The sequence below is a fragment of the Limosilactobacillus balticus genome, assembly GCF_014145615.1.
GTDB classification, from domain to species: Bacteria; Bacillota; Bacilli; order Lactobacillales; family Lactobacillaceae; genus Limosilactobacillus; species Limosilactobacillus balticus.
The window spans coordinates 129,120-152,199 of sequence record NZ_JACIVH010000074.1 but is presented as its reverse complement, the minus strand read 5'-3'; the positions used below and the strand labels follow the sequence as shown (position 1 = coordinate 152,199).

The 23,080-nt window shown below is 39.4% G+C and carries 34 protein-coding genes; 1 reads left to right on the top strand and 33 read right to left on the bottom strand.

All coding sequences use genetic code 11. The features are described 5' to 3' along the window. Position 1: 1 nt before the first annotated feature. From H5S10_RS08870 to rpsL, 31 genes are all read right to left on the bottom strand, one after another. The gene (locus H5S10_RS08870; protein WP_182586464.1) at positions 2–946 is read right to left on the bottom strand and encodes a DNA-directed RNA polymerase subunit alpha; all 945 of its coding nucleotides are present in this window, start codon (positions 944–946) and stop codon (positions 2–4) included. A gap of 85 nt (positions 947–1,031) precedes the next feature. Beyond that, positions 1,032–1,421 carry a 30S ribosomal protein S11 gene (gene rpsK, locus H5S10_RS08865; protein WP_003664532.1) on the bottom strand — a complete coding sequence of 130 codons (390 nt, stop codon included), beginning with the start codon at positions 1,419–1,421 and terminating at the stop codon, positions 1,032–1,034. A gap of 34 nt (positions 1,422–1,455) precedes the next feature. Next, entirely contained in the window at positions 1,456–1,821 is a 366-nt protein-coding gene (gene rpsM / locus H5S10_RS08860) for a 30S ribosomal protein S13 (RefSeq protein WP_003664533.1), read from the bottom strand. Positions 1,822–1,852: 31 nt separating this feature from the next. Further along, the gene (gene rpmJ / locus H5S10_RS08855; protein WP_003664535.1) at positions 1,853–1,972 is read right to left on the bottom strand and encodes a 50S ribosomal protein L36; all 120 of its coding nucleotides are present in this window, start codon (positions 1,970–1,972) and stop codon (positions 1,853–1,855) included. A 36-nt stretch (positions 1,973–2,008) separates the two neighbouring features. Continuing rightward, the gene (gene infA, locus H5S10_RS08850) at positions 2,009–2,227 is read right to left on the bottom strand and encodes a translation initiation factor IF-1 (RefSeq protein ID WP_003664537.1); all 219 of its coding nucleotides are present in this window, start codon (positions 2,225–2,227) and stop codon (positions 2,009–2,011) included. 133 nt (positions 2,228–2,360) lie between these two features. Then, positions 2,361–3,014, bottom strand: a complete 654-nt coding sequence (locus H5S10_RS08845; protein ID WP_310735828.1) for an adenylate kinase — start codon at positions 3,012–3,014, stop codon at positions 2,361–2,363. A gap of 5 nt (positions 3,015–3,019) precedes the next feature. Beyond that, on the bottom strand, positions 3,020–4,336 hold the full coding sequence (secY, locus tag H5S10_RS08840; RefSeq protein ID WP_003664539.1) for a preprotein translocase subunit SecY: 1,317 nt from the start codon (positions 4,334–4,336) through the stop codon (positions 3,020–3,022). A 1-nt stretch (position 4,337) separates the two neighbouring features. Beyond that, on the bottom strand, positions 4,338–4,772 hold the full coding sequence (gene rplO / locus H5S10_RS08835; protein WP_003664540.1) for a 50S ribosomal protein L15: 435 nt from the start codon (positions 4,770–4,772) through the stop codon (positions 4,338–4,340). A 31-nt stretch (positions 4,773–4,803) separates the two neighbouring features. Then, positions 4,804–4,986: a 50S ribosomal protein L30 gene (gene rpmD / locus H5S10_RS08830; RefSeq protein ID WP_003664541.1), complete on the bottom strand. Its 183-nt coding sequence runs from the start codon at positions 4,984–4,986 to the stop codon at positions 4,804–4,806. Positions 4,987–5,001: 15 nt separating this feature from the next. Further along, a complete protein-coding gene (gene rpsE / locus H5S10_RS08825; RefSeq protein ID WP_003664542.1) occupies positions 5,002–5,511 on the bottom strand; it encodes a 30S ribosomal protein S5 in 510 nt (169 codons plus the stop codon). A gap of 21 nt (positions 5,512–5,532) precedes the next feature. After that, a complete protein-coding gene (rplR, locus tag H5S10_RS08820; RefSeq protein WP_003664543.1) occupies positions 5,533–5,889 on the bottom strand; it encodes a 50S ribosomal protein L18 in 357 nt (118 codons plus the stop codon). A 62-nt stretch (positions 5,890–5,951) separates the two neighbouring features. Further along, positions 5,952–6,488 (bottom strand): 50S ribosomal protein L6, encoded by a 537-nt coding sequence (rplF, locus tag H5S10_RS08815; protein WP_078009227.1) that lies wholly within the window; start codon positions 6,486–6,488, stop codon positions 5,952–5,954. Between the two features lie 29 nt (positions 6,489–6,517). Then, positions 6,518–6,916 carry a 30S ribosomal protein S8 gene (rpsH, locus tag H5S10_RS08810; protein WP_003664546.1) on the bottom strand — a complete coding sequence of 133 codons (399 nt, stop codon included), beginning with the start codon at positions 6,914–6,916 and terminating at the stop codon, positions 6,518–6,520. 32 nt (positions 6,917–6,948) lie between these two features. After that, positions 6,949–7,134 carry a type Z 30S ribosomal protein S14 gene (locus tag H5S10_RS08805; RefSeq protein ID WP_003664547.1) on the bottom strand — a complete coding sequence of 62 codons (186 nt, stop codon included), beginning with the start codon at positions 7,132–7,134 and terminating at the stop codon, positions 6,949–6,951. 15 nt (positions 7,135–7,149) lie between these two features. After that, positions 7,150–7,692, bottom strand: a complete 543-nt coding sequence (gene rplE, locus H5S10_RS08800; RefSeq protein ID WP_003668784.1) for a 50S ribosomal protein L5 — start codon at positions 7,690–7,692, stop codon at positions 7,150–7,152. 28 nt (positions 7,693–7,720) lie between these two features. After that, positions 7,721–8,029 (bottom strand): 50S ribosomal protein L24, encoded by a 309-nt coding sequence (rplX, locus tag H5S10_RS08795; protein ID WP_003664549.1) that lies wholly within the window; start codon positions 8,027–8,029, stop codon positions 7,721–7,723. A 35-nt stretch (positions 8,030–8,064) separates the two neighbouring features. Continuing rightward, the gene (gene rplN / locus H5S10_RS08790) at positions 8,065–8,433 is read right to left on the bottom strand and encodes a 50S ribosomal protein L14 (protein WP_003664550.1); all 369 of its coding nucleotides are present in this window, start codon (positions 8,431–8,433) and stop codon (positions 8,065–8,067) included. Positions 8,434–8,502: 69 nt separating this feature from the next. After that, positions 8,503–8,769: a 30S ribosomal protein S17 gene (gene rpsQ, locus H5S10_RS08785; protein WP_003664551.1), complete on the bottom strand. Its 267-nt coding sequence runs from the start codon at positions 8,767–8,769 to the stop codon at positions 8,503–8,505. A gap of 24 nt (positions 8,770–8,793) precedes the next feature. Next, entirely contained in the window at positions 8,794–9,000 is a 207-nt protein-coding gene (rpmC, locus tag H5S10_RS08780; protein WP_003664552.1) for a 50S ribosomal protein L29, read from the bottom strand. After that, positions 8,990–9,424, bottom strand: a complete 435-nt coding sequence (gene rplP / locus H5S10_RS08775) for a 50S ribosomal protein L16 (protein ID WP_003664555.1) — start codon at positions 9,422–9,424, stop codon at positions 8,990–8,992. Before rplP ends, rpmC begins: the two co-directional genes overlap by 11 nt. 3 nt (positions 9,425–9,427) lie before the next feature. Then, positions 9,428–10,093, bottom strand: coding sequence for a 30S ribosomal protein S3 (gene rpsC / locus H5S10_RS08770; protein ID WP_003664556.1), 666 nt, complete (start codon positions 10,091–10,093; stop codon positions 9,428–9,430). Between the two features lie 12 nt (positions 10,094–10,105). After that, positions 10,106–10,453: a 50S ribosomal protein L22 gene (gene rplV, locus H5S10_RS08765; RefSeq protein WP_003664558.1), complete on the bottom strand. Its 348-nt coding sequence runs from the start codon at positions 10,451–10,453 to the stop codon at positions 10,106–10,108. 17 nt (positions 10,454–10,470) lie between these two features. Beyond that, entirely contained in the window at positions 10,471–10,749 is a 279-nt protein-coding gene (rpsS, locus tag H5S10_RS08760; protein WP_003664560.1) for a 30S ribosomal protein S19, read from the bottom strand. 40 nt (positions 10,750–10,789) lie between these two features. After that, a complete protein-coding gene (rplB, locus tag H5S10_RS08755; protein ID WP_003664563.1) occupies positions 10,790–11,635 on the bottom strand; it encodes a 50S ribosomal protein L2 in 846 nt (281 codons plus the stop codon). Between the two features lie 25 nt (positions 11,636–11,660). Beyond that, on the bottom strand, positions 11,661–11,957 hold the full coding sequence (gene rplW, locus H5S10_RS08750; RefSeq protein ID WP_134989429.1) for a 50S ribosomal protein L23: 297 nt from the start codon (positions 11,955–11,957) through the stop codon (positions 11,661–11,663). After that, entirely contained in the window at positions 11,957–12,580 is a 624-nt protein-coding gene (rplD, locus tag H5S10_RS08745; RefSeq protein ID WP_003664566.1) for a 50S ribosomal protein L4, read from the bottom strand. Before rplD ends, rplW begins: the two co-directional genes overlap by 1 nt. Before the next feature lie 21 nt (positions 12,581–12,601). After that, a complete protein-coding gene (rplC, locus tag H5S10_RS08740; RefSeq protein WP_003664567.1) occupies positions 12,602–13,261 on the bottom strand; it encodes a 50S ribosomal protein L3 in 660 nt (219 codons plus the stop codon). A 42-nt stretch (positions 13,262–13,303) separates the two neighbouring features. Further along, the gene (rpsJ, locus tag H5S10_RS08735; protein WP_003664569.1) at positions 13,304–13,612 is read right to left on the bottom strand and encodes a 30S ribosomal protein S10; all 309 of its coding nucleotides are present in this window, start codon (positions 13,610–13,612) and stop codon (positions 13,304–13,306) included. 432 nt (positions 13,613–14,044) lie between these two features. Then, the gene (gene fusA / locus H5S10_RS08730) at positions 14,045–16,132 is read right to left on the bottom strand and encodes an elongation factor G (protein ID WP_003674892.1); all 2,088 of its coding nucleotides are present in this window, start codon (positions 16,130–16,132) and stop codon (positions 14,045–14,047) included. 138 nt (positions 16,133–16,270) lie between these two features. After that, a complete protein-coding gene (gene rpsG / locus H5S10_RS08725; protein WP_003668788.1) occupies positions 16,271–16,741 on the bottom strand; it encodes a 30S ribosomal protein S7 in 471 nt (156 codons plus the stop codon). Positions 16,742–16,760: 19 nt separating this feature from the next. After that, a complete protein-coding gene (rpsL, locus tag H5S10_RS08720) occupies positions 16,761–17,180 on the bottom strand; it encodes a 30S ribosomal protein S12 (protein ID WP_003664576.1) in 420 nt (139 codons plus the stop codon). A gap of 264 nt (positions 17,181–17,444) precedes the next feature. Here rpsL and H5S10_RS10330 point away from each other — a divergent pair, with 264 nt between their 5' ends. Next, the gene (locus H5S10_RS10330) at positions 17,445–17,870 is read left to right on the top strand and encodes a prepilin peptidase (protein WP_231796030.1); all 426 of its coding nucleotides are present in this window, start codon (positions 17,445–17,447) and stop codon (positions 17,868–17,870) included. A gap of 287 nt (positions 17,871–18,157) precedes the next feature. Here the strand turns inward: H5S10_RS10330 and H5S10_RS08710 are convergent, their stop codons facing one another. Beyond that, positions 18,158–19,333: a DUF998 domain-containing protein gene (locus H5S10_RS08710; protein ID WP_182589317.1), complete on the bottom strand. Its 1,176-nt coding sequence runs from the start codon at positions 19,331–19,333 to the stop codon at positions 18,158–18,160. Positions 19,334–19,403: 70 nt separating this feature from the next. Further along, entirely contained in the window at positions 19,404–23,039 is a 3,636-nt protein-coding gene (rpoC, locus tag H5S10_RS08705) for a DNA-directed RNA polymerase subunit beta' (RefSeq protein ID WP_182586467.1), read from the bottom strand. Between the last annotated feature and the right edge of the window lie 41 nt (positions 23,040–23,080).

Genomic DNA, 23,080 nt, shown 5'->3' with positions numbered 1-23,080 from the left:
ATTAGTCGTCTTGGCGAAATGAAACACCAAGATCATTTAATTTAAGTTTAATTTCTTCTAACGACTTTTGTCCTAAGTTCCGAACCTTCATCATGTCAGACACTGTTCTATCAGTTAATTCCTTAACAGTATTGATACCAGCTCGCTTCAAACAATTATAAGAACGTACAGAGAGATCAAGCTCTTCAATCGTCATTTCAAGCATCTTCTCTTTGTGTGTTTCTTCTTTTTCAACCATCACTTGAGCATTTTGAGCCGTTTCTGTTAAATCAACAAACATAGCTAAGTGTTCAGTTAAAATCTTCGCACCTAGACTAACTGCTTCAGTTGGTGTTAATGAACCATCAGTCCAAACATCCAGCGTCAACTTATCATAATCGTTACGCTGACCAACCCGTGCATTTTCAACAGTGTAATTTACACGTTCAATTGGGGTATAGATGGAATCAATCGGTAAAACACCAATTGCTAAATCATCCATCCGGGCCTTATTATCGTTAGCAGAAAGGTAACCGCGACCCTTATCAGCAGTTAACTTGATGTGTAATTCTGCGCCATCAGCAACAGTTGCAATATGCAGATCAGGATTTAAGATTGTAACTTCATTATCACCCTGGATATCACTTGCAGTTACTTCAGCAGGTCCTTTAACATCTAATTCAAGATTCTTTTGATCCTCAGAATTAAGTTTCAAAGAAACTTTCTTAAGATTTAGGATAATCTGCGTAACATCCTCAGTTACACCTTCAACAGTGCTAAATTCATGTAAAACACCATCAATTTGCATACTCGTAATCGCTGCACCTGGCAAAGATGCAATTAATACACGCCTTAACGAGTTACCGAGAGTGGTTCCATAACCGCGCTCAAGTGGTTCTACGACAAACTTACCGTAGTTATCTGTTTCTTCAACTTTGTGAATATTTGGCTTTTCAAATTCGATCATTCTATCCTTGTACCCCTTTCAAAACGTGGTTCGTATTTGAGACAAAAAGGCAATTGATGGAAATAATTGTCTCCAGCAATGTCAATTAAACACGACGACGCTTTGGAGGACGAGAACCATTGTGAGGAACAGGTGTTACATCACGAATAGCAGTAACTTCCAATCCAGTTGCTTGAAGTGCACGGATAGCAGCTTCACGGCCTGAACCTGGACCCTTAACTTCAACTTCAACAGTCTTCATACCATGTTCCATAGCTTGCTTAGCAGCAGCTTCTGAAGCCATTTGAGCAGCAAATGGAGTGGACTTCCGACTTCCCTTAAAGCCTAAAACACCAGCTGAGGACCATGCTACAGCGTTACCTTGAACGTCAGTAATCATGATCAAAGTATTATTAAATGTTGAGTGAATGTGCGCAACACCAGTTTCAACATTCTTTTTTGCACGACGCTTACGCGTACCTTTTTTGGTTGCCATATCTAGTACTAACCTCCTTTTTTATAAAGTTAAACTACTTCTTCTTATTAGCGATAGCTACAGCCTTACCCTTACGAGTACGAGCATTGTTCTTAGTGTGTTGACCACGAACAGGTAGGCCACGACGGTGACGCATACCACGGTATGATCCAATTTCTTGAAGACGCTTGATATTCATTGAAACTTCACGCCGTAAATCACCTTCAACTTGAATTTGATCTACTTGTGCACGAATCTTTTCTTCTTGATCTGGAGTCAAATCACGAACACGGATATCTTCTGATACACCAGCATTTTCAAGAATCTTCTTAGCAGTAGAATTACCAATACCAAAAATATATGTTAAGCCGATTACGATTCGCTTGTCACGAGGTAAATCGACACCTGCAATACGAGCCATGAGCTACACCTCCATTTCTCTATAAAATAAATTACTTACCTTGACGTTGCTTATGCTTTGGGTTAGCAGAGCAAATAACCATAACACGACCATTACGCTTAACGATCTTGCAGTGCTCACACATCTTTTTAACAGATGGTCTTACTTTCATTCTAAAATCCTCCTATTGAGAGTAATTGATCAATAACTACTTGAACCGGAAAGTAATCCGACCCTTTGTAAGGTCATATGGAGACATTTCTACTTTAACACGATCTCCCGGTAAAATTTTAATATAGTGCATCCGAATTTTACCAGAAACATGTGCTAAAATTTCTGCTCCGTTTTCCAATTCAACTTTAAACATTGCATTAGGCAAAGTTTCAGTTACTTTACCTTCTACTTCAATTACATCGGCTTTTGCCACGAAATAGTACCTCCTTACCTATTCTAGATATTACGTAAAAATGGTGGAAAGTATAAAACTTCCCACTACTCAGATAGATAAACCTTGCATAGTTTAGCATATGTTTACAAACTTCGCAAGAGATAACTATTATCTAGTTTAGGTTTGTTAATACTTTCTTGATATCTTCGTAAACTTTATCGATATCTTGTTCACCATTAATTTCGTGCAAAACACCTTTCTTTTGGTAATAGTCTACCAGTGGTGTGTTCAACTTAATATTAACATCTAGACGATTCTTAACCGTTTCAGGCTTATCATCATCACGCTGATAAAATTCATGATGACCACAAACGTCACATGTGCCTTCAACTTTAGGAGCATTATAAAGCTTATGATAAGTTGCTCCACAGTTACGACAAATAAAACGTCCACTTAAACGTTCTACCAATACATCCGGTTCAACGTGAATATTGATCACAGCATCAAGATGCCGATTACTCTCTGCTAACATCTTATCCAAAGCTGCTGCTTGGTTAAGATTACGAGGAAATCCATCCAGCATAAAGCCATCTTTAGTATCATCTTGAGCTAACCGTTCCTTAACGATACCATTAGTAACTTCGTCCGGAACAAGTTCACCTTTATCAATATATTTCTTAGCTTCAATTCCCATGGGAGTCTCATTCTTCATGGCTGCCCGAAAAATATCCCCAGTTGAGATATGAGGAATTGGAAAATCTTCAACGATCTTTTGAGCTTGAGTACCTTTACCGGCACCTGGAAGACCCATTAATACAAGATTCATACTCATTAGTCATTTCCTCCTTTAGGTTCTCGAATAAATCCAATATATTCGCGCTTCATTGTTAGTCCGTTCAACTGCCGAACAACATCTAAAGCAATTTGTACGATAATCAGTAAGCTTGTACCACCTAAACCAATTGACTGACTTAGGTTCCATACGTTACTTGCAATTAACGGAATTAAGGAGATCAATCCTAAGAATAATGAACCTACTGTACTCAATCGCATTAACAATGAAGAAATATAGTCTTGTGTACCCTTTCCAGGACGTACCCCAGAAATATAACTTCCTTGCTTTTGCAAATTCTCAGCAAGTTTTTCTGGGTTAACCTGAACAAAGGCATAGAAAAAGGTAAATACAACAATCAAAAATACATACAGTGCGATCCCAGGACCAGATTGCATGTTAAAAATGGTCGTCATGATTTGATACCAACTATCCCCACCATGGTTTTGCTGGAAAGCCATAAGAATAGTTTGCGGGGTTGAGATAAAAGAACCAGCAAAAATAACAGGAATAACACCTGATACGTTAATCTTCAAAGGAAGATAACTACTGGATGGTGAAGTAGTGGTTCGTCTTGTGTATTGAATTGGTAGACGTCTTTCCGCCTGTTGTACCCATGTAACAAACGCTACAATAATTAAAATTGCAACGATAACAAGAGTAACAAATCCAATTCCCATCCACAAAGCAGAACCAGATTCACCAGCGATTTGGTCATCCCATAACTGACGAATTCCACCTGGCATTTGCGCAACAATACCAGCAAAAATTAACATGGAAACACCATTACCCAATCCACGTTCAGTAATCATGTCTCCCATCCAAGTAGCAAACATTGTACCTGCAGTTAAAATTAAACCGATTGTTAAATACGTTTGAACACCAGGGTGATTAACCAAACGAATAGTACTCAATGCATTAAACCCGGCGGTAATACCGATTGATTGAATAAATCCAAGTACAATCGTTAACCATCGGGTTGCTTGATTAAGTTTTCGCCGTCCTACTTCTCCTTGTTTACTCCATTCAACAAAACGCGGAACAATATCCATTTGTAATAGTTGAACAACAATTTGCGCAGTAATATATGGAGAAACTCCCATTGCAAATAAAGAGTAATTCTCCAATCCACCACCACTAAAGGTATTGAGGATTGATGCTAAACCGGTTGAGGAGATTTCCTGCAAAGCAGCAGCGTTAACTCCAGGAACGGTAATCGCTGCCCCAATCCGATAGACAATCAATACAAACAATGTAAAGAAAATCTTTTTACGGATATCTTTTACCTTGAATGCATTTTTGACGGCTGTGAACAAACTACATCACCTCAGTTTTACCACCGGCAGCTTCAATTGCAGAAACTGCAGAAGCAGAAAACTTATTAGCCTTAACAGTTAATTTCTTTTCAAGCTTACCGCTACCAAGAATCTTGATGCCGCTCTTCAAGTTCTTAACTAAGCCACTTTCCATCAATAATTGTGGAGTAACTTCTGTACCATCATCAAACTTGTTTAATGATGCCAAGTTAACAATTGCGTATTCTTTCCGGTTAATGTTGGTAAATCCACGCTTTGGAATTTGCCGGTAAAGTGGCATTTGACCCCCTTCAAATCCTAAACGGGTCTTTCCATGAGCCTTTTGCCCCTTAGTACCACGTCCAGATGTAAAACCGTGTCCTGATGAAAGTCCACGACCCTTACGAAGACGCTTAGAACGAGAACCAGCAGCTGGCTTCAATTCGTTTAACTTCATTAGTAGGCACCTCCTTATTATTTAATTTTAATTACTTAACTTCTTCAACAGAAACCAAGTGAGCGATCTTAAAAATTTGACCGCGTGTTGCCGCATTATCTGGTAAGATAACTGAGCTATTGATCTTACCTAATCCCAATGCCTTAACAGTACGACGTTGAGTAGGTTGTCGGTGGGCAACACTGTGAATTAAGGTAACTTTTACTTGAGCCATAATTTAGTGCCCTCCTTATTCTGCTAAGTGGTCTACTGAAACACCACGTAACTTTGCAACTTCTTCAGCGTTCTTTAATTGCTTCAAACCTTCAAACGTTGCACGAACAACATTAACAGGTGTGTTAGAGCCAAGACGTTTAGAAGTAACGTCCGCAACACCGGCAAGGTCCATAACATTACGAACCGCACCACCGGCAGCAACTCCAGAACCTTCAACAGCTGGCTTTAACATGATCTTTCCACCGCCGTATACACCAATAACTTCGTGTGGAATAGTAGTTCCAACGATAGGAACAGTAATCAAGTTCTTTTCAGCAGCAGCTTGAGCTTTACGAATAGCTTCTGGAACTTCTTGAGCCTTACCAGTACCAAAACCAACATGACCTTTACGGTCACCAACAATTACTAAAGCAGCAAAACGCATACGGCGTCCACCCTTCACAACCTTAGTAATCCGGTTGATGGCTACAACTTGATCGTCTAAATCCAACTTTGCTGGATCAATGAATTCTGATGATGCCATTGCAGGTTATTCCTCCTTTTTTTAGAATTTAAGTCCGTTTTCACGAGCAGCTTCAGCCAAGGCTTGAACACGTCCATGGTAAAGGTATCCACCACGATCAAACACAACTTCAGTAATGTTCTTTTCGTTAGCGCGTTTAGCAATTAATGCTCCTACACCACTAGCTTGTTCAGTCTTAGTCTTTCCACTTACTTCACTATCATTTGTGGAGGCACTTGCGAGCGTCACACCCTTTACGTCATCAATTAATTGAGCGTAAATGTTTTTGTTTGAACGGTAAACACTTAAGCGTGGGCGCTCCGCAGTACCAGAAATCTTACCGCGAACGCGTAAATGACGACGTTGACGGATCTTGTTCTTGTCTGGTTTAGAAATCACAACAGTCACCTCTTATTATATTAATTCTATTAAATAAAAGAATGTTAAATAATCTTTTTAGATTACTTACCAGTCTTACCTTCCTTACGGATAATATGTTCGTTTTCGTAACGAATACCCTTACCTTTGTATGGTTCAGGTGAACGTACAGCACGAACTTCAGCAGCAAAATTCCCAAGGTGTTCCTTGTTAATTGAGCTTAATTCGATAGTAGTATTGTCAGGTACATTAATTTCAACATCTTCTGGCTTATCCATTTCAACTGGGTTTGAGTAACCAACAGTTAAAATCAACTTGTTACCTTTGAGTTGAGCACGGTAACCAACACCAACAAGCTTTAGAACCTTCTTGTAACCATTAACAACACCTTCAACCATGTTGTTAACATTAGCACGAGTAGTTCCGTGTAACATCTTTAACTTATTAGTATCAGCATCACGATCAAACTTTACAACGTTACCATCAATAGTCATTTTGATTAATGGTGAAATTTCACGAGATAAAGTACCCTTAGGACCTTTAACAGTAACTACATTACCATCTTGAGAAATTTCAACACCACTTGGCAAATCAATTTCTTTGTAACCAATACGACTCATCTTCGCACCTCCTATCTAATATTCGTTTTTTACCAAACGTAAGCGATAACTTCGCCACCAATTTTCTTGGCACGAGCAACTTTATCAGTAACAACACCTTCAGATGTTGAAATGATAGCAATACCTAATCCATTAAGAACCTTAGGCACAGCATCTGACTTAACGTATGTACGTAAACCAGGCTTAGAAATACGCTTTAAGCCAGAAATAACACGTTGACCGTCATTACCGTACTTTAAGAACACACGGATGATGCCTTGCTTGTTATCATCAACGTATTCAACATCGCGAATGAAACCTTCGTTTTTTAAGATTTCAGCGATGTCCTTCTTCATCTTTGATGCAGGTGCTTCCACTGATTCGTGTTGAGCCATGTTAGCATTACGAATACGAGTTAAGAAATCTGCAATTGGATCACTCATAGACATCGATGTTTTCCTCCTTTTGTCGGTTTTTTTGTTTACCAGCTAGCCTTCTTCAAACCAGGAATTTGTCCTTTGTGGGCAAGTTCTCGTAAGCAAATCCGGCATAGGTGGAATTTACGGTAAACAGAGTGCGGACGTCCACAACGTGCACAACGCGTGTATTCACGACTTGAGAACTTAGCTGGACGGTTGCACTTAGCAATCATTGATTTTTTAGCCAATTTGTGGAACCTCCTTTATTTAGCAAACGGCATACCGAGTTGAGCAAGTAATTCGCGGGATTCTTCATCAGTTTGTGCAGTTGTTACAATAACAACATCTAAACCACGAACTCGGTTAACTTTATCATAATCAATTTCTGGGAAAATTAATTGTTCATGGATACCAAGAGTGTAGTTACCACGACCATCAAATGCCTTGTTACTTACACCATGGAAATCACGAACCCGTGGCAATGCCACATTAACTAATTTATCTAAGAAATCATACATACGTTCACCACGTAAGGTTACCTTTGCACCAATTGACATACCTTCACGAAGACGGAAACCAGCAATTGATTTCTTTGCCTTAGTAATTAAAGGCTTTTGACCAGAAATCAAACCGAGTTCTTCAACAGCTTCGTCAAGATTCTTAGAGTTAGTAGTTGCATCACCAACACCCATGTTTAAAACGATCTTGTCAATCTTTGGTGCTTGCATAACTGAAGAGTAGTTAAACTTTTCAATTAATGCTGGACGAATTTCATTTTCGTATTTAGCTTTCAAACGGTTTTCCATTAGAAGTTATTCCTCCCTTCCTTAAAAATTAGTCAAGTGTCTTACCTGACTTCTTCGCAACACGAACCTTCTTACCATCAACGAACTTGTAACCTACACGAGTTGGTTCATTTGTTGAAGGATCAATCAGCATTACGTTTGAAGCATTAATTGCAGCTTCTGTATCAATAACGCCACCATTAGGATTTGAGTTGCTTGGTTTTTGGTGTTTCTTAACGATATTTACACCTTCAACGATAACGCGGTTTTGAGAAGCAAGTACCTTTTTAATAGTACCTTCTTTGCCCTTATCCTTACCAGCGATTACGCGAACCTTGTCACCTGTTTTAATGAACATGTTGATTGTGCACCTCCTTATTTTCGGTAAAATCTTTAGAGAACTTCTGGAGCTAATGAAACGATCTTCATGAAGTCGTCTCCACGAAGCTCACGAGCGATTGGGCCAAAAATACGGGTACCCTTAGGGCTCTTGTCGTTGTTAATTAAAACAGCGGCATTTTCATCAAACTTAATGTATGAACCATCCTTACGGTGAATACCATGCTTAGTCCGTACAACAACGGCCTTAACAACGTCACCCTTTTTGACAACGCCACCTGGTGTTGCCTGCTTTACAGTAGCAACAATGATGTCACCAATATTACCTGTTTTAACTCGGGAACCACCTAAAATCTTAATAACTAAGATTTCACGAGCACCGGAGTTATCAGCGACCTTCAACCGACTTTCTTGTTGAATCACGGTTAATGTCCTCCTTCCATTTACAAATAAGAATTAGAATACGAATAATTTTTAGAGTTATCTGCTAAATTAAAGGGTAGCAGCTTTTTCGACAATCTTTACAAGACGGAAACGCTTCTTAGCTGATAATGGCCGAGTTTCCATAATTTGTACAGTGTCGCCGGTCTTAGCTTCGTTGTTTTCATCGTGAGCATAGTACTTCTTTGAGTACTTAACACGCTTACCGTAGATAGGTGCACTCTTGTAAGTATCAATTACAACAGTGATAGTCTTATCCATTTTATCAGAAACAACGTGGCCTTGGTAAACCTTACGTGCATTACGTTCTTCACTCATGCGCTAATCCTCCTTTTCGTATTCTTATTTGTTTAATTCTTGTTGACGAAGAACTGTCTTAACCCGTGCAATATCTTTGCGTACTTGCTTAAGACTTGCAGTATTTTCCAACTGGCCGGTTGCTAATTGGAAACGTAAGTTAAACAATTGTTCCTTCAGTTCCTTTTCACGGTCAAGTAGCTTATCAGTGGTTAATCCATTCAGTTCTTGTACATAATCTTTACTTTTCATTAGATTGTCCACCTACTTCCTCACGTTGTACGATCTTAGTGCGAACTGGCAACTTGTGACCGGCAAGACGTAAAGCTTCACGAGCGACTTCTTCAGAAACGCCCCCTACTTCAAACATTACCTTGCCACGTTTTACTGGAGCAACCCATCCTTCAGGAGCACCTTTACCGTTACCCATCCGGACCCCAACACCTTTACTAGTGTATGAGAGTTGTGGGAAGATTTTAATCCAAACTTTCCCACCACGCTTCATGTAACGCGTCATAGCGATACGAGCAGCTTCAATTTGACGGTTGCTAATCCAATGTGAATCAAGAGCTTGTAAACCAAATTCACCAAAAGTAACAGTTTTTCCACCCTTAGCTTCACCGCGCATATGACCACGTTGAACCTTACGGTGCTTTACACGTTTTGGTACTAACATGTGTTACTTCCCTCCTTGTTCATCATTGTTTGAGTTCTTCTTAGTAGGAAGTACTTCACCACGGTAAATCCAAGTCTTTACACCAAGAACACCGTATGTAGTGTTGGCTTCGTCCCAAGAATAATCGATATCAGCACGGAGTGTATGCAATGGAACAGTACCATCAGAGTATGATTCGATCCGTGACATATCTGCACCGTTCAAACGACCAGCAACTTGAGTCTTAATACCCTTAGCACCAGCACGCATAGCACGTTGCATAGCTCCACGCATAGCACGACGGAAGGCAATACGAGCTTCTAATTGCCGTGCAATACTCTCACCAACAAGGTGAGCATCTAAATCTGGCTTCTTAATTTCCACAATGTTAATGTGAACACGTTTACCAGTTAATTTGTTAAGTTCTTTACGAAGTGCTTCAACTTCTGAACCACCTTTACCAATAACCATTCCTGGCTTGGCAGTATGAATTGATACGTTTACGCGGTTAGCTGCACGTTCAATTTCAACGGTTGATACAGAGGCATCAGCAAGTCGCTTTTCAATATACTTACGGATTCGAAGGTCTTCGTTAAGGTAATCAGCAAAGTCCTTGTCAGCGTACCACTTTGCAGTCCAATCACGAATGACCCCAACACGAAAACCATTAGGATTGATCTTTTGACCCACTATTCATTCCTCCTATCGTTCTGTAACAACCACTGTAATATGACTAGTCCGCTTGTTAATTGGAGAAGCAGAACCCTTTGCACGAGGACGGAACCGCTTAAGAGTTGGTCCTTCGTTAGCAAAGGCTTCACTTACAACCAATGAAGCACGATCTAAGTCGAAATTGTTTTCAGCGTTTGCAACAGCAGATTTTAATACTTTTTCAACATCTGAAGCGGCACCACGAGGGGTGAACTTCAAAATAGCAAATGCTTCGGCAACACTCTTGCCACGAATAGCATCTAATACAAGACGAACCTTACGAGCAGAAACCCGTACCATCTTGGCAGTAGCCTTAGCTGACGTAATGTTTTCAGCCATATGTTATTTCACCCTCCTTACTTACCTGTCTTCTTGTCATCAGAAGCATGACCATGGAAAGTCCGAGTAGGAACAAATTCACCTAACTTATGACCAACCATATCTTCTTGTACGTAAACTGGCACGTGCTTCCGACCATCATATACTGCAAATGTGTAACCAATAAAACTTGGGAAAATGGTAGAACGACGTGACCATGTCTTGATGACAGTCTTCTTTTCAGAACCTTCTTGCTCCTTAACCTTCTTCAGTAATGAAGCATCAGCGAAAGGTCCTTTTTTCAAACTACGACCCATTTAGTGTACCTCCTCTCGGGTATTAGAACGTATATAAATATTAACGAGTATGTGGACCGCGCTTCCGACCACGAACAATGAACTTGTTTGAACGAGCTTTGTGTGAACGGGTCTTCTTACCAACAGTCTTCTTACCCCATGGAGAAAGAGGAGATGGTAAACCAACTGGTTGCTTACCTTCACCACCACCATGTGGGTGATCGTTAGGGTTCATAACAGAACCACGAACGTGTGGACGCTGACCAGCATAACGAGTACGGCCAGCCTTACCTTTAATAATCAAGGCGTGTTCATCATTACCAACAGTACCGATAGTAGCACGGCAAGTAGCAAGGACCATACGAACTTCACCAGAAGAAAGACGTACTAATACGTATTTTTCTTCCTTACCAAGTAATTGAGCTGAGGCACCAGCAGAACGAGCAAGTTGACCACCCTTACCTGGTTTTAATTCAATGTTGTGAATAACAGTACCAACTGGAATGTTCTTTAAAGGAAGAGCATTACCAACTTTGATATCAGCATCAGGACCAGATTGAACGGTCATGCCAACCTTTAAGCCCTTAGGTGCGATGATGTATGATTTAGTACCATCAGCGTAAACAAGTAAAGCAATATTTGCAGTACGATTTGGATCGTATTCAATTGCCTTAACAGTTGCTGGAACATCATCTTTAATTCGCTTAAAGTCAATAATACGGTATTGACGCTTTGTACCACCACCACGGTGACGAACAGTAATGTGACCATAGCTGTTACGACCAGCAGTGTGCTTTAACGGAGCCAATAATGACTTTTCAGGTGTTGTCTTCGTGATTTCAGCGAAGTCGTAACCGTTCATGTTACGGCGCCCGTTAGTGGTTGCTTTATATTTACGAATTCCCACTGTTTTTTCCTCCTTTTTTTAATGATTAGTTTTCGTTGTTGTCGTTAAACAACTTAATTTCATTTGAGTCGGCAGATAAAGTAACAATAGCCTTACGACGACGCTTAGTGTATCCTTCGTAACGACCTTGGCGCTTTAACTTGCCCTTTACATTCATAATGTTGACTTTTACAACTTTAACGTCAAAAATTTCTTCAACAGCATTTTTAACTTGTGTCTTAGTTGCTCGTAAATCAACATCAAAAGTGTAACGCTTGTTGTCCATACCAGCCATTGAAGCTTCAGTAACTACTGGACGTAAAATAATGTCGCGTGCTTCCATTATGCGAGCACCTCCTCTACTTGAGAAAGAGCTGACTTAGTGATAACAATCTTTTGGTTATCAACAACGTTTAAGATGTTAACACCTGCTGGGGTAACAACTGTCGCATTAGCTAAGTTGCGTGCTGATAAAGCAGCATTCTTGTCATCGTCAGTAACAACAACTAATGTCTTTTCAGCAACGTTTAAGTTACCCATAACATCAGCAAATTCTTTTGTCTTTGGTGCATCAAAGTTTAATGCATCAACTACTACAAAGCTGTTATCAAGAACCTTTTGAGAAAGAGCAGACTTGATTGCAAGTTGACGAACCTTACGAGGAAGGCTGTACTTATATGAGCGTGGAGTAGGTCCAAAAACAATACCACCACCACGGAATTGTGGAGAACGGATAGAACCTTGACGAGCACGACCAGTACCCTTTTGACGCCATGGCTTTTTACCACCACCGCTAACTGCAGAACGATTCTTTACAGCATGTGTACCTTGACGTAATGAGGCACGTTGACGCAAAATTGCATCAAATACAACATTTTCATTTGGTTCAACACCAAATACTGCATCGTTTAATTCAACAGTACCGTTTTGGCTACCATCTTGTTTATACAAATTAACGCTAGTCATTATTTACTTCCTCCTTTCTTCTTATTTATTGTGTTGTTTGCTAAGGCTCTTCTTAGTGTTAGCCTTAACTGAGTTCTTAATAGTTACGTAAGACTTGTTTGCACCAGGAACATTACCCTTAATGAGTAATACGTTGTTGTCAAGATCAACTTTAACAACTTGTAAGTGTTGCATGGTAACAGTCTTGCCACCCATACGGCCAGGAAGTTTCATACCCTTGAAAACCCGGTTGATAATAGCACCCAATGAACCAGGACGACGGTGGTAACGAGAACCGTGTGCCATAGGTCCACGAGATTGGTTATCCTTATGGATGTTACCTTGGTAACCATGACCCTTGGTAGTACCCGTAACGTCGACAGTTTCACCTTCTGCGAAAACGTCAGCCTTAACTTCGTCTCCGACTTTAATGTCCCCTAATTCAGCGTCGCGGATTTCACCGATGAAGCGCTTAGGGGTCGTGTTTGCTTTTGCTGCATGACCTTGTTCAGGTTTGTTGCTCAAAACTTCCCGCTTGTCATCAAAACCAAGTTGTACAGCACTGTAACCATCATTTTCAACGGTCTTAATTTGCATTACAACGTTTGGTGTAACATCGATAACAGTAACTGGAACTAATTCACCATTATCAGTGAATACTTGAGTCATTCCAACCTTTTTACCTAAGATTCCTTTGGTCATGAGTACACCTCCAATTTTATGTTTTATGTATTATTCTAACAATTAAAGCTTAATTTCAATGTCAACACCACTAGGAAGATCGAGCTTCATTAATGAATCAACGGTCTTAGGTGTTGGGTCAACAATATCGATTAAACGCTTGTGTGTGCGCATTTCGAATTGCTCCCGTGACTTCTTAAATTTGTGTGGTGAACGGATAACAGTGTAGATAGTCCGTTCAGTTGGCAACGGAATAGGACCTGAAATTTGAGCACCTGTCCGCTTAGCGGTTTCAACAATCTTATCAGCAGATTGATCTAAAATACGGTGTTCATAAGCCTTTAACCGAATACGAATCTTTTGTTTTGCCATTATGTTCCCTCCTTCGTCAGATTTGAAATTTGACTAGCTCCGCGGAAATTACCGCCACATCCTGTGGCAAAGCGGCCGGGTGTGTCGCAACCTTCCGCATCAACGCTTCGCAGCTTTCACTCAATAGGGGGTAAGGCAAATCTACCTCCAAAGCTCAAGCACCTATCCATAATACTAAAGAAACGTAATTAGATCAAGGGAAATTTTAGAATATTTTCAATTGAAATGTTTTTGTAAAATTTTCTTCCTAAATTATTTTAAAAATTGGCGATACTAAAATATCATTAATTTTCCTGACACACTAAAAAAGTTATTCACGTCTTTTAACGAAACTTAGGAAAATGTGTTTTGAATTTTTATTACTAAATAAAAAAAGAACTACAGTAATCAAACTGTAGCTCTTCGATGGATTTGAGATCACAATGTCAATAATTAGTTATTGCCACCGTTTTTCTTAATAATATCTTCTTGAACAGACTTAGGAACAGCTGAGTAGTGATCAAAAGTCATAGTGAAGGTACCACGACCTTGAGTTGCTGAACGTAATGCAGTAGCATATCCAAACATTTCAGAAAGTGGAACAAATGAGTGGATTAATTGAGCATTACCCCGTTCTTCCATCCCATCAATAGTACCACGACGAGCTGTTACTTGACCCATAACATCTCCCATGTTGTCTTGTGGTACAACAATGTCAACCTTCATAATTGGTTCAAGGATAACAGGATCAGCTTTCTTAGCAGCATTCTTAAGTGCTAATGATGCTGCAACCTTAAAGGCAGCTTCACTAGAGTCAACTTCGTGGTAACTACCATCATAAAGCTTAGCATGCATATCAACAAGTGGGTAACCTGCAAGAACACCATTTTGCATAGCTTCCTTTAATCCTTGTTCAACAGCAGGGATAAATTCACGAGGAACAACACCACCAACAATGGCGTCTTCAAATTCGAATCCTTCCCCTTCTTTAAGTGGTGTAAATTCGATCCATACATCACCGTATTGACCTTTACCACCAGATTGACGAACGAATTTACCTTGAGCACTTGCTTGCTTAGTAAATGCTTCACGGTAGGAAACTTGTGGCTTACCAACAGTAACTTCAGCATGGAATTCCCGACGAAGACGTTCAACAATGATGTCTAAGTGCAATTCACCCATACCAGCGATTAATGTTTCACCAGTTTCAGGGTTTGTTTCAGCTTTGAAAGTTGGATCTTCTTCAGCAAGCTTTTGAAGTCCCTTGTCCATCTTGTCTTGATCAGCCTTAGACTTAGGTTCAACAGAAACTTGAATAACTGGTTCTGGGAAGTCCATTGATTCAAGTTGAAGTGGGTTGTCAGGATCAGTTAAAGAATCACCAGTAGTAGTATTCTTCAAACCGATAGCAGCAGCAATATCACCAGAGAACACTTCTGGAATTTCTTGTTGTTGGTTAGAGTGCATTTGAAGTAAACGACCAACACGTTCACGCTTATCCTTAGTTGCATTAAGTACGTATGAACCTGATTGAAGTGAACCAGTGTAAACACGTAAGAATGTTAAACGACCAACAAATGGGTCAGTAGCAATCTTAAATGCTAAAGCAGCAAAAGGCTTATTGTCTCCAGCAGTTAATTCGACTTCATTTCCTTCAGCATCATGTGCAACGAAAGGCTTAACATCAAGTGGTGATGGTAAGTAATCGATAACAGCATCAAGCATCATTTGGATACCCTTATCTTTGTAAGCTGAACCAGCTAATACAGGGAAGATCTTTTCTTCCAAAGTACCCTTACGAATAGCTGCTTTGATTTCGTCAACAGAAATTTCTTCACCTTCAAGGTACTTTTCCATTAAGTTATCGTCAATATCAGCTAATGTTTCAACCATTTCATCATGACGCTTTTGAGCTTCTTCCTTCATATCATCAGGAATTTCAACAGTATCCCAGTTAGTACCAAGCTTATCTTCATCATAAACATAGGCAACCATCTTAACTAGGTCAACTAAACCGATAAAATCATCTTCAGCACCAATTGGCATTTGAATAGGAAGAGGAGTAACATTCAAACGGTCTTTAATAGTTTGAACAGAATAATCAAAGTTAGCCCCAACCTTGTCCATCTTGTTAGCAAAAACAATCCGAGGAACATCAAAATCGTCAGCTTGACGCCAAACGGTTTCAGTTTGTGGTTCAACACCAGCTTGCGCATCAAGAACGGTTACGGCACCATCAAGAACCCGAAGTGAACGTTCAACTTCGACAGTGAAGTCCACGTGTCCTGGGGTATCAATAATGTTGATACGGTGGTCATTCCAAACAGCAGTTGTAGCTGCAGAAGTAATAGTGATACCACGTTCCTTTTCTTCATCCATCCAGTCCATTTGTGAAGCACCATCATGGGTTTCACCAATCTTGTGGATCTTACCAGTATAGTAAAGAATCCGCTCAGTTGCAGTCGTCTTACCAGCATCGATGTGTGCCATGATACCGATGTTACGAGTTTTAGCAAGTGGGTATTCACGTTTATTAGCCATCTTAAAAGAGTATCTCCTTCCGAAATATGGTTATACTTATTTTACCATTATTTTCAAAAAGGGGTGACGTAATCGATGTTTGAACGTCACCCCTTCACTGAAACTAGTTAAATAACCAGAATCAAATGACAGTGATTATTACCAGCGGTAGTGTGCGAATGCACGGTTGGCTTCTGCCATACGGTGCGTATCTTCACGCTTTTTAACTGAAGCTCCAGTATTGTTTGAAGCATCGATGATTTCACGTGCAAGACGTTCAACCATTGTGTGTTCACCGCGTAAACGTGCGTATTGAACAATCCAACGAAGGCCTAATGTAGTACGACGGTCTGGGCGAACTTCAATCGGAACTTGGTAGTTAGAACCACCAACACGACGAGCCTTAACTTCCAAGACAGGCATAACATTTTCCATTGCTTGTTGGAATACTTCAACTGGATCATTACCAGTTTCGTTCTTAATTTCATCAAAAGCAGCGTATAAAATCTTAGTAGCAGTTCCGCGCTTACCATCAATCATTAAGTGATCAATTAAGCTAGTAACCAACTTTGAGTTGTACATTGGATCTGGTAAAATTTCACGTTTTTGTACATGTCCTTTACGTGGCATTACTTAACTCCTCCTTAAATTACTTCTTATCCTTAGGCTTCTTAGCACCGTACTTAGAACGTGATTGCATACGGCCTTCAACACCAGCAGTATCTAGAGTACCACGGATGATGTGGTAACGAACCCCAGGTAAATCCTTAACACGACCACCACGAATTAAAACAACTGAGTGTTCTTGGAGGTTGTGTCCAATACCAGGAATGTAAGCAGTAACTTCGATTAAGTTTGAAAGACGTACACGGGCGTACTTCCGTAAAGCTGAGTTAGGCTTCTTAGGAGTCATAGTACCCACACGAGTAGCAACTCCACGCTTTTGTGGTGATGGAGTCTTAATTTCTTCTTTCTTGAAAGTGTTGTAAACATAACCAAGAGCTGGTGACTTTGACTTGCCCTTGTGGCTCTTACGGCCTTTACGTACCAATTGGTTAATGGTTGGCATTATTTTTTCCCCTTCCTTAATTTAAGTCCACACATCCAGGCGGTTCTTTTTTATGAATAAAAAAAGCCCTAAATGTATCTATACAATTGTTGTGCCTTCGTTGACGCATCTGCCCAACGACAGACACTCCGTTGCTAAAAAAGCACCTTAAATAGACTATCATGCTTACAAATGAATGTCAATGTATCCTCATCGATTTCTTTTAAATCGTTAATTTAAAAGTGAATTTCATTAAAAATTACGTATTTATTGGGAGGTTTTTTCATGTTATTTTTATCATTTTTATTTGGTGCTTCTGCAGCTTCATTCATTACTTCTTGTAGCTATCGTCTTGGCAATAGTCACTCTTTAACCATTCCTCAACGTTCATATTGTGACAATTGTCATTCTATTTTGCGCTGGTGGCATCTTATCCCTATTTTTAGTTTTATTATCCTTCGCGGTCAATGTTTTTATTGTAAACAAAAAATTAGTTTATATCTGCCAGTAATTGAATTTTTATCTGGAGTTGCTTTCACTACTTTCATCATCTATGAACCTATTCATGACTTAATCATTATTCTATTTCTCACTAACTTAATTTTTTTGATTTCTACTGATTTGTTTAGTCATGTAATCTATTCTTATTCATTATTGGGATTGTTCCTATTGCGTTGCTGTCTATTCCGCAAAATTATTTTTATAATTTGATTTTTGCCTGTATTCTAGCAGTCAGTTTACTATTGTTCGCTACTTTTACTAAGACGCTAGGGATTGGTGACATTGAATTTTTATTTGTAATCTGTCTGATATGGGGATGGTATCAAACTCTTTTAATTATCCAATGGAGTTCTTTAATCATGCTATTTCTCTTTTTATTTACAAGGAAAAACAAACTACCATTCATCCCAGCCCTAGCCTTCACTACTATCCTGTGTCTTTTTATTCAAGGTTGTTAAAAATAAAAGACCAGAGCAAGCTCCAGTCTTTTGCAATATTTAATTAGTATCCTCTTTTACCGGCTTCAGTTTTACTACAAATAGGTTTTGCCCAAATTGAGCGAGATTTTCAATGTTTTGTAGTAATAAAAGTAACCAAGAGAAAGCTAAGCCAAATTCAAACAACTCAAATGCTGTTAAAGAAAGATAGTCAGTTAACTTAAAAACAATATATTCGATACTCATTACGGCCCCAATTGTATAAGAAATTACCAAAAATTGTTTAGTGACTTCGGGTAAAACCCACCTAATAACTACAATTAGAATTAACATAATGTAAACAAGCCACATTGAAATTCTATCATGTAAAACGTGAAATTCTGGATTATTCGGAAAAAGACCAATAGAAGCAATGCATATCGCTAACATAATTAACAGCCACCGCAATACTTGAATTTTATAGCCGTGATACCGACGCTGAATATTTACAAACAAATAATCAACTAAAGCAATCATTAGTAATCCAGTAAAAATCAAAGTTATATTAAATTGCAAACTGGTGGAATTTTTTGCCGTTCCTAAAAAACTAAAATTATAACGCCACCAATCTCGTTTAGAATTCGTCAGCATGGAAAAAAGCATTCCACCAATGATCATTATTGTTAATAAATTAGTGATAACTCCAGACGATAATGTTAACGCCAAATTAATCATAATATAGTTTATTGCTGCAATAATTACAAATATAAAAGCAGTTGCCGTATAAATATCAAACCGCGCATCTTTAAACATCTGACCGAACAGCCAAAAAATTGCGGATAGCGAAAATACAATGATTAGTCCACAAGCAATCGTAATTGTTGGCAAACTGCGCCAATGAAAATCTTTGCTAGGCCCTTTTCCGAGAATTTTAGTAATAATAAAAGTTATTAAAAACGATAGAAGCCCACTACATACCCCTAGGATTAAAGCACCATTAGCAATGGAATAATCATCACCTGTTATCGGGACTGTGTTAATGTTTCTAGCGCTAAAAAAAATTAAAAATATTGCAGCTAAAATAATTGAAGGAATCACATACCAGAAAATATTAATTTTAGGTAGTTGATCACTCACATTTATTGGACGGATGTTAATTTGCTTATGATTAACACTAAGCGAAAGTTCTTCATTCGTAGAGAAATCTGTCTTTTTAAATGCTGAGTCAGGAATTTCTATCTGATATTTTTTTGCCAAGTAATCACCTCATTTTAAACTAAAAAGGCAATGGCCCCTTCACAGGTTAACCATTGCCTTTTTTTATAAATTAGTTTTGCTTATCTTCTTCTTTTAACTTAGCCTCAATATCTTTAATTGAGTAAGCAGCTACACTAACTTCTTTTGGCTTAATGTTCCGGTAAGCACTCATACCAGTACCTGCAGGAATAATCTTACCAATAATAACATTTTCTTTCAATCCAACTAATGGATCATTCTTACCACGAATAGCAGCATCAGTTAATACACGTGTAGTTTCTTGGAATGAAGCAGCTGATAAGAAACTATTTGTCTCCAAGGCGGCCTTAGTAATACCAAGAATAACTGGACGAGCGGTTGCAGGAATATTACCGGCAACTAATGTATCCTTGTTAGCATCACGGAATTGACTGATATCCATTAATTGACCAGGTAGAAGGTCTGTATCACCTGGATCCATAACACGAACTTTCCGCATCATCTGACGAATCATAATTTCAACGTGCTTATCTAACAAATCAATACCCTGCATCCGGTAAACACCTTGAACTTGTGATAAGAGGTAAGTTTCAGTAGAAAGGACATCACGAACCTGGATTAATTCCTTAGGATCAATCGAACCTTCATTTAACGGTGCGCCACGGTGAATAAAGTCACCTTCAGCAACTTTCATCCGTGCCGTAATTGGAAGTGTGTAAGTCCGTGTATCAGTTTCACCCTTAATAGTAATATCTTTAGTCCGTTCAGCAGGATTTTCTTCAATAGATACAACTTCACCAGTAACCTCTGTAATTGTTGCACGACCTTTAGGATTACGTGCTTCAACAATTTCTTGAATACGAGGAAGACCTTGAGTAATATCATCGTTACCAGCAACCCCACCAGTGTGGAAGTTACGAAGTGTTAACTGAGTACCTGGTTCACCAATTGATTGAGCTGCAACAGTTCCGACAGCTTCACCAGCTTCTACACGGTCACCAGTAGCTGCGTTCCGTCCGTAACAACGTTCACATACACCGTGTTCAGTGTTACAAGTAAATGCTGAACGAATAGTTACTTTCTTTACTCCTGCATCAACGATCTTTTGCGCCATTTCTTCGTCGATAAGAACATTTTTACCAACAATCTTTTCACCAGTCTTAGGATCAAAGACAGACTTCATCGTGTAACGACCCATGATCCGATCATAAAGTGGTTCAATCATTTCGTTACCGTTCGTAATAGCAGTAACTTCAAGTCCACGATCAGTACCACAGTCTTTTTCACGAACAACTACATCTTGAGCAACATCGACAAGACGACGAGTTAAGTAACCTGAGTTGGCAGTCTTCAAGGCTGTATCAGTCATACCTTTACGAGCACCGTGTGATGAAATAAACATTTCCAACACTGAAAGCCCTTCATAGAAGTTTGACTTAACAGGTAATTCCATAATCTTACCGTTTGGTGATGCCATCAATCCACGCATTCCGGCTAACTGAGTAAAGTTGGAAATGTTACCCCGCGCACCAGAGTCAGACATCATGTTAATTGGGTTGTGGATATCCATGTGTTCAATTAACTTGTTTTGAACTTCATCCTTAGCATCGTTCCATGCACCGATTACTCGTTCATAACGTTCGTCGTCTGTAATTAAACCACGGCGGAATTGCTTAGTAATTAAAGCAACTTGTTTTTGAGCCTTATCAAGAATCTCTGGTTTTTCTGGTAAATCATGAATATCAGACATGGCAGTAGTTAAACCAGAAATAGTTGATTCGTAGTAACCTAAGTCCTTAATACGGTCCAAGAATTGAGAAGTCTTCGTAACTTTGTAACGCTTGTATACTTCAGCGATCAAGTCAGATAAGAAGCCTTTCTTAAATGGTGGAACTAATGGTGCATTTTCAAGGTATTCATGGATATCTTGACCAGGTTCAAGGAAGAAACGATCATCAACACCATTTTGAATATTTGCATCTGTTGGTTCGTTAATGTAAGCAAAATCTTTTGGCATAATTCGGTTGAAAAGAAGCTTCCCAACAGTTGTCATCATGATCTTGCCTCGTTGTTCATCAGTAAATGGCTTTTCAGGGAATGCAGATACTTGAACTCCAACACGGGTTTGTAATGAAACATAGTCATTACGGTAAGCAAGTTCAGCTTCATCAGTATCCTTGAAGATCATTCCTTCACCTTCACGGCCCTTATCTTCAGTAGTCATGTAGTAGTTACCAATAACCATATCCTGAGAAGGTGAAACAATAGGTTCTCCGTCACGAGGACTAAGAATATGGTGAGCAGCAAGCATTAACAAACGTGCTTCTGCTTGAGCTTCATCAGATAACGGAACGTGAATAGCCATCTGGTCCCCATCAAAGTCAGCGTTATATGCTGAACATACTAATGGGTGAAGACGCATTGACTTACCAGAAACCAAGATTGGTTCAAACGCTTGGATACCTAACCGGTGAAGAGTAGGTGCCCGGTTCAATAGAACTGGGTGTTCCTTAATAACGTCTTCCAATACATCAAAAACATCATCATCACTGCGGTCAATTTTACGCTTAGCAGCTTTAACGTTAGCAGAAAGACCACGCTTTACCAATTCATGCATAATAAATGGCTTGAATAATTCAAGTGCCATTGGAACTGGCAGTCCCATTTGGTTCAATTTCAATGATGGACCAACATCAATAACGGAACGACCAGAGTAGTCAACACGCTTACCAAGCAAGTTTTGACGGAAACGCCCTTGCTTACCCTTAAGTAAGTGAGAAAGTGACTTCAATGGACGGTTACCAGGTCCAGCTACTGGACGTCCTCGACGACCATTATCGATTAATGCATCAACAGCTTCTTGAAGCATCCGTTTTTCGTTTTGAACAATAATTCCGGGTGCTTGTAATTTAAGAAGTCGCTTTAACCGGTTATTACGATTAATAACCCGTCGATATAAGTCGTTCAAATCAGAGGTAGCAAAACGGCCCCCTTCAAGTTGAACCATTGGCCGCAAGTCAGGTGGCATAACTGGAATTACATCCATAACCATCCATTCAGGCTTGTTTCCTGACTTAATGAAAGCTTCAAGAATATCAAGACGACGAATAGCACGAGTCCGTTTTTGACCAGTAGCTTCTTTCAATTCTTCTTTTAATTCAGCAGCTTCTTTTTCTAAATCAACATCTGCTAAAAGTTTTTGAATAGCAGCAGCTCCCATTTCAGCCTTGAAACGGTCACCGTATTCTGCTTTTTTATCACGATATTCGGCTTCAGTTAAAAGTTGCTTCTTTTCAAGCGGAGTATCACCTGGATCAAGAACAACATATGAAGCAAAGTAAATAACTTCTTCAAGTGAACGCGGACTCATGTCTAATACAAGTCCCATTCGACTTGGGATTCCTTTAAAGTACCAAATGTGAGATACAGGAGCAGCTAATTCAATGTGCCCCATCCGTTCACGACGAACTTTTGCACTAGTAACCTCAACACCACAACGGTCACAAACACGACCCTTGTAACGGATACGCTTGTACTTTCCACACGCACATTCGTAATCCTTGGTTGGGCCAAAGATTCGTTCGTCAAACAGACCTTGCTTTTCTGGCTTTAATGTCCGGTAGTTAATAGTCTCGGGCTTTTTAACTTCCCCATATGACCAACTACGGATCTTATCTGGAGATGCCAGACCGATCTGCATACTTTCAAATTTATTGACATCAATCAAAGGATGTTCCTCCTTCTTTCAGTAAACCGTAGCAACCTAAA

Excerpts from the sequence above, each read along its gene's own strand:
- rplX (WP_003664549.1), bottom strand. The coding sequence starts at position 8,029 with ATGTTCATTAAAACAGGTGACAAGGTTCGCGTAATCGCTGGTAAGGAT.
- rplC (WP_003664567.1), bottom strand. The coding sequence starts at position 13,261 with ATGACCAAAGGAATCTTAGGTAAAAAGGTTGGAATGACTCAAGTATTC.
- H5S10_RS08845 (WP_310735828.1), bottom strand. The coding sequence starts at position 3,014 with ATGAATCTTGTATTAATGGGTCTTCCAGGTGCCGGTAAAGGTACTCAA.
- rplW (WP_134989429.1), bottom strand. The coding sequence starts at position 11,957 with ATGGAAGCACGCGACATTATTTTACGTCCAGTAGTTACTGAAGCTTCA.
- rplV (WP_003664558.1), bottom strand. The coding sequence starts at position 10,453 with ATGGCTGAAAACATTACGTCAGCTAAGGCTACTGCCAAGATGGTACGG.
- H5S10_RS08870 (WP_182586464.1), bottom strand. The coding sequence starts at position 946 with ATGATCGAATTTGAAAAGCCAAATATTCACAAAGTTGAAGAAACAGAT.
- rpsJ (WP_003664569.1), bottom strand. The coding sequence starts at position 13,612 with ATGGCAAAACAAAAGATTCGTATTCGGTTAAAGGCTTATGAACACCGT.
- H5S10_RS10330 (WP_231796030.1), top strand. The coding sequence starts at position 17,445 with ATGTTATTTTTATCATTTTTATTTGGTGCTTCTGCAGCTTCATTCATT.
- rplD (WP_003664566.1), bottom strand. The coding sequence starts at position 12,580 with ATGACTAGCGTTAATTTGTATAAACAAGATGGTAGCCAAAACGGTACT.
- rpsG (WP_003668788.1), bottom strand. The coding sequence starts at position 16,741 with ATGCCACGTAAAGGACATGTACAAAAACGTGAAATTTTACCAGATCCA.
- rplE (WP_003668784.1), bottom strand. The coding sequence starts at position 7,692 with ATGGAAAACCGTTTGAAAGCTAAATACGAAAATGAAATTCGTCCAGCA.
- rpmC (WP_003664552.1), bottom strand. The coding sequence starts at position 9,000 with ATGAAAAGTAAAGATTATGTACAAGAACTGAATGGATTAACCACTGAT.
- rpmD (WP_003664541.1), bottom strand. The coding sequence starts at position 4,986 with ATGGCTCAAGTAAAAGTTACCTTAATTCACAGTGTTGCCCACCGACAA.
- rpsL (WP_003664576.1), bottom strand. The coding sequence starts at position 17,180 with ATGCCAACCATTAACCAATTGGTACGTAAAGGCCGTAAGAGCCACAAG.
- rplF (WP_078009227.1), bottom strand. The coding sequence starts at position 6,488 with ATGAGTCGTATTGGTTACAAAGAAATTGATTTGCCAAGTGGTGTTGAA.
- rpsS (WP_003664560.1), bottom strand. The coding sequence starts at position 10,749 with ATGGGTCGTAGTTTGAAAAAAGGACCTTTCGCTGATGCTTCATTACTG.
- fusA (WP_003674892.1), bottom strand. The coding sequence starts at position 16,132 with ATGGCTAATAAACGTGAATACCCACTTGCTAAAACTCGTAACATCGGT.
- rplP (WP_003664555.1), bottom strand. The coding sequence starts at position 9,424 with ATGTTAGTACCAAAACGTGTAAAGCACCGTAAGGTTCAACGTGGTCAT.
- rplO (WP_003664540.1), bottom strand. The coding sequence starts at position 4,772 with ATGAAGTTAAACGAATTGAAGCCAGCTGCTGGTTCTCGTTCTAAGCGT.
- rpmJ (WP_003664535.1), bottom strand. The coding sequence starts at position 1,972 with ATGAAAGTAAGACCATCTGTTAAAAAGATGTGTGAGCACTGCAAGATC.
- rpsE (WP_003664542.1), bottom strand. The coding sequence starts at position 5,511 with ATGGCATCATCAGAATTCATTGATCCAGCAAAGTTGGATTTAGACGAT.
- rpsM (WP_003664533.1), bottom strand. The coding sequence starts at position 1,821 with ATGGCTCGTATTGCAGGTGTCGATTTACCTCGTGACAAGCGAATCGTA.
- rpsK (WP_003664532.1), bottom strand. The coding sequence starts at position 1,421 with ATGGCAACCAAAAAAGGTACGCGTAAGCGTCGTGCAAAAAAGAATGTT.
- rpsH (WP_003664546.1), bottom strand. The coding sequence starts at position 6,916 with ATGTCTATGAGTGATCCAATTGCAGATTTCTTAACTCGTATTCGTAAT.
- rpsQ (WP_003664551.1), bottom strand. The coding sequence starts at position 8,769 with ATGAGTGAAGAACGTAATGCACGTAAGGTTTACCAAGGCCACGTTGTT.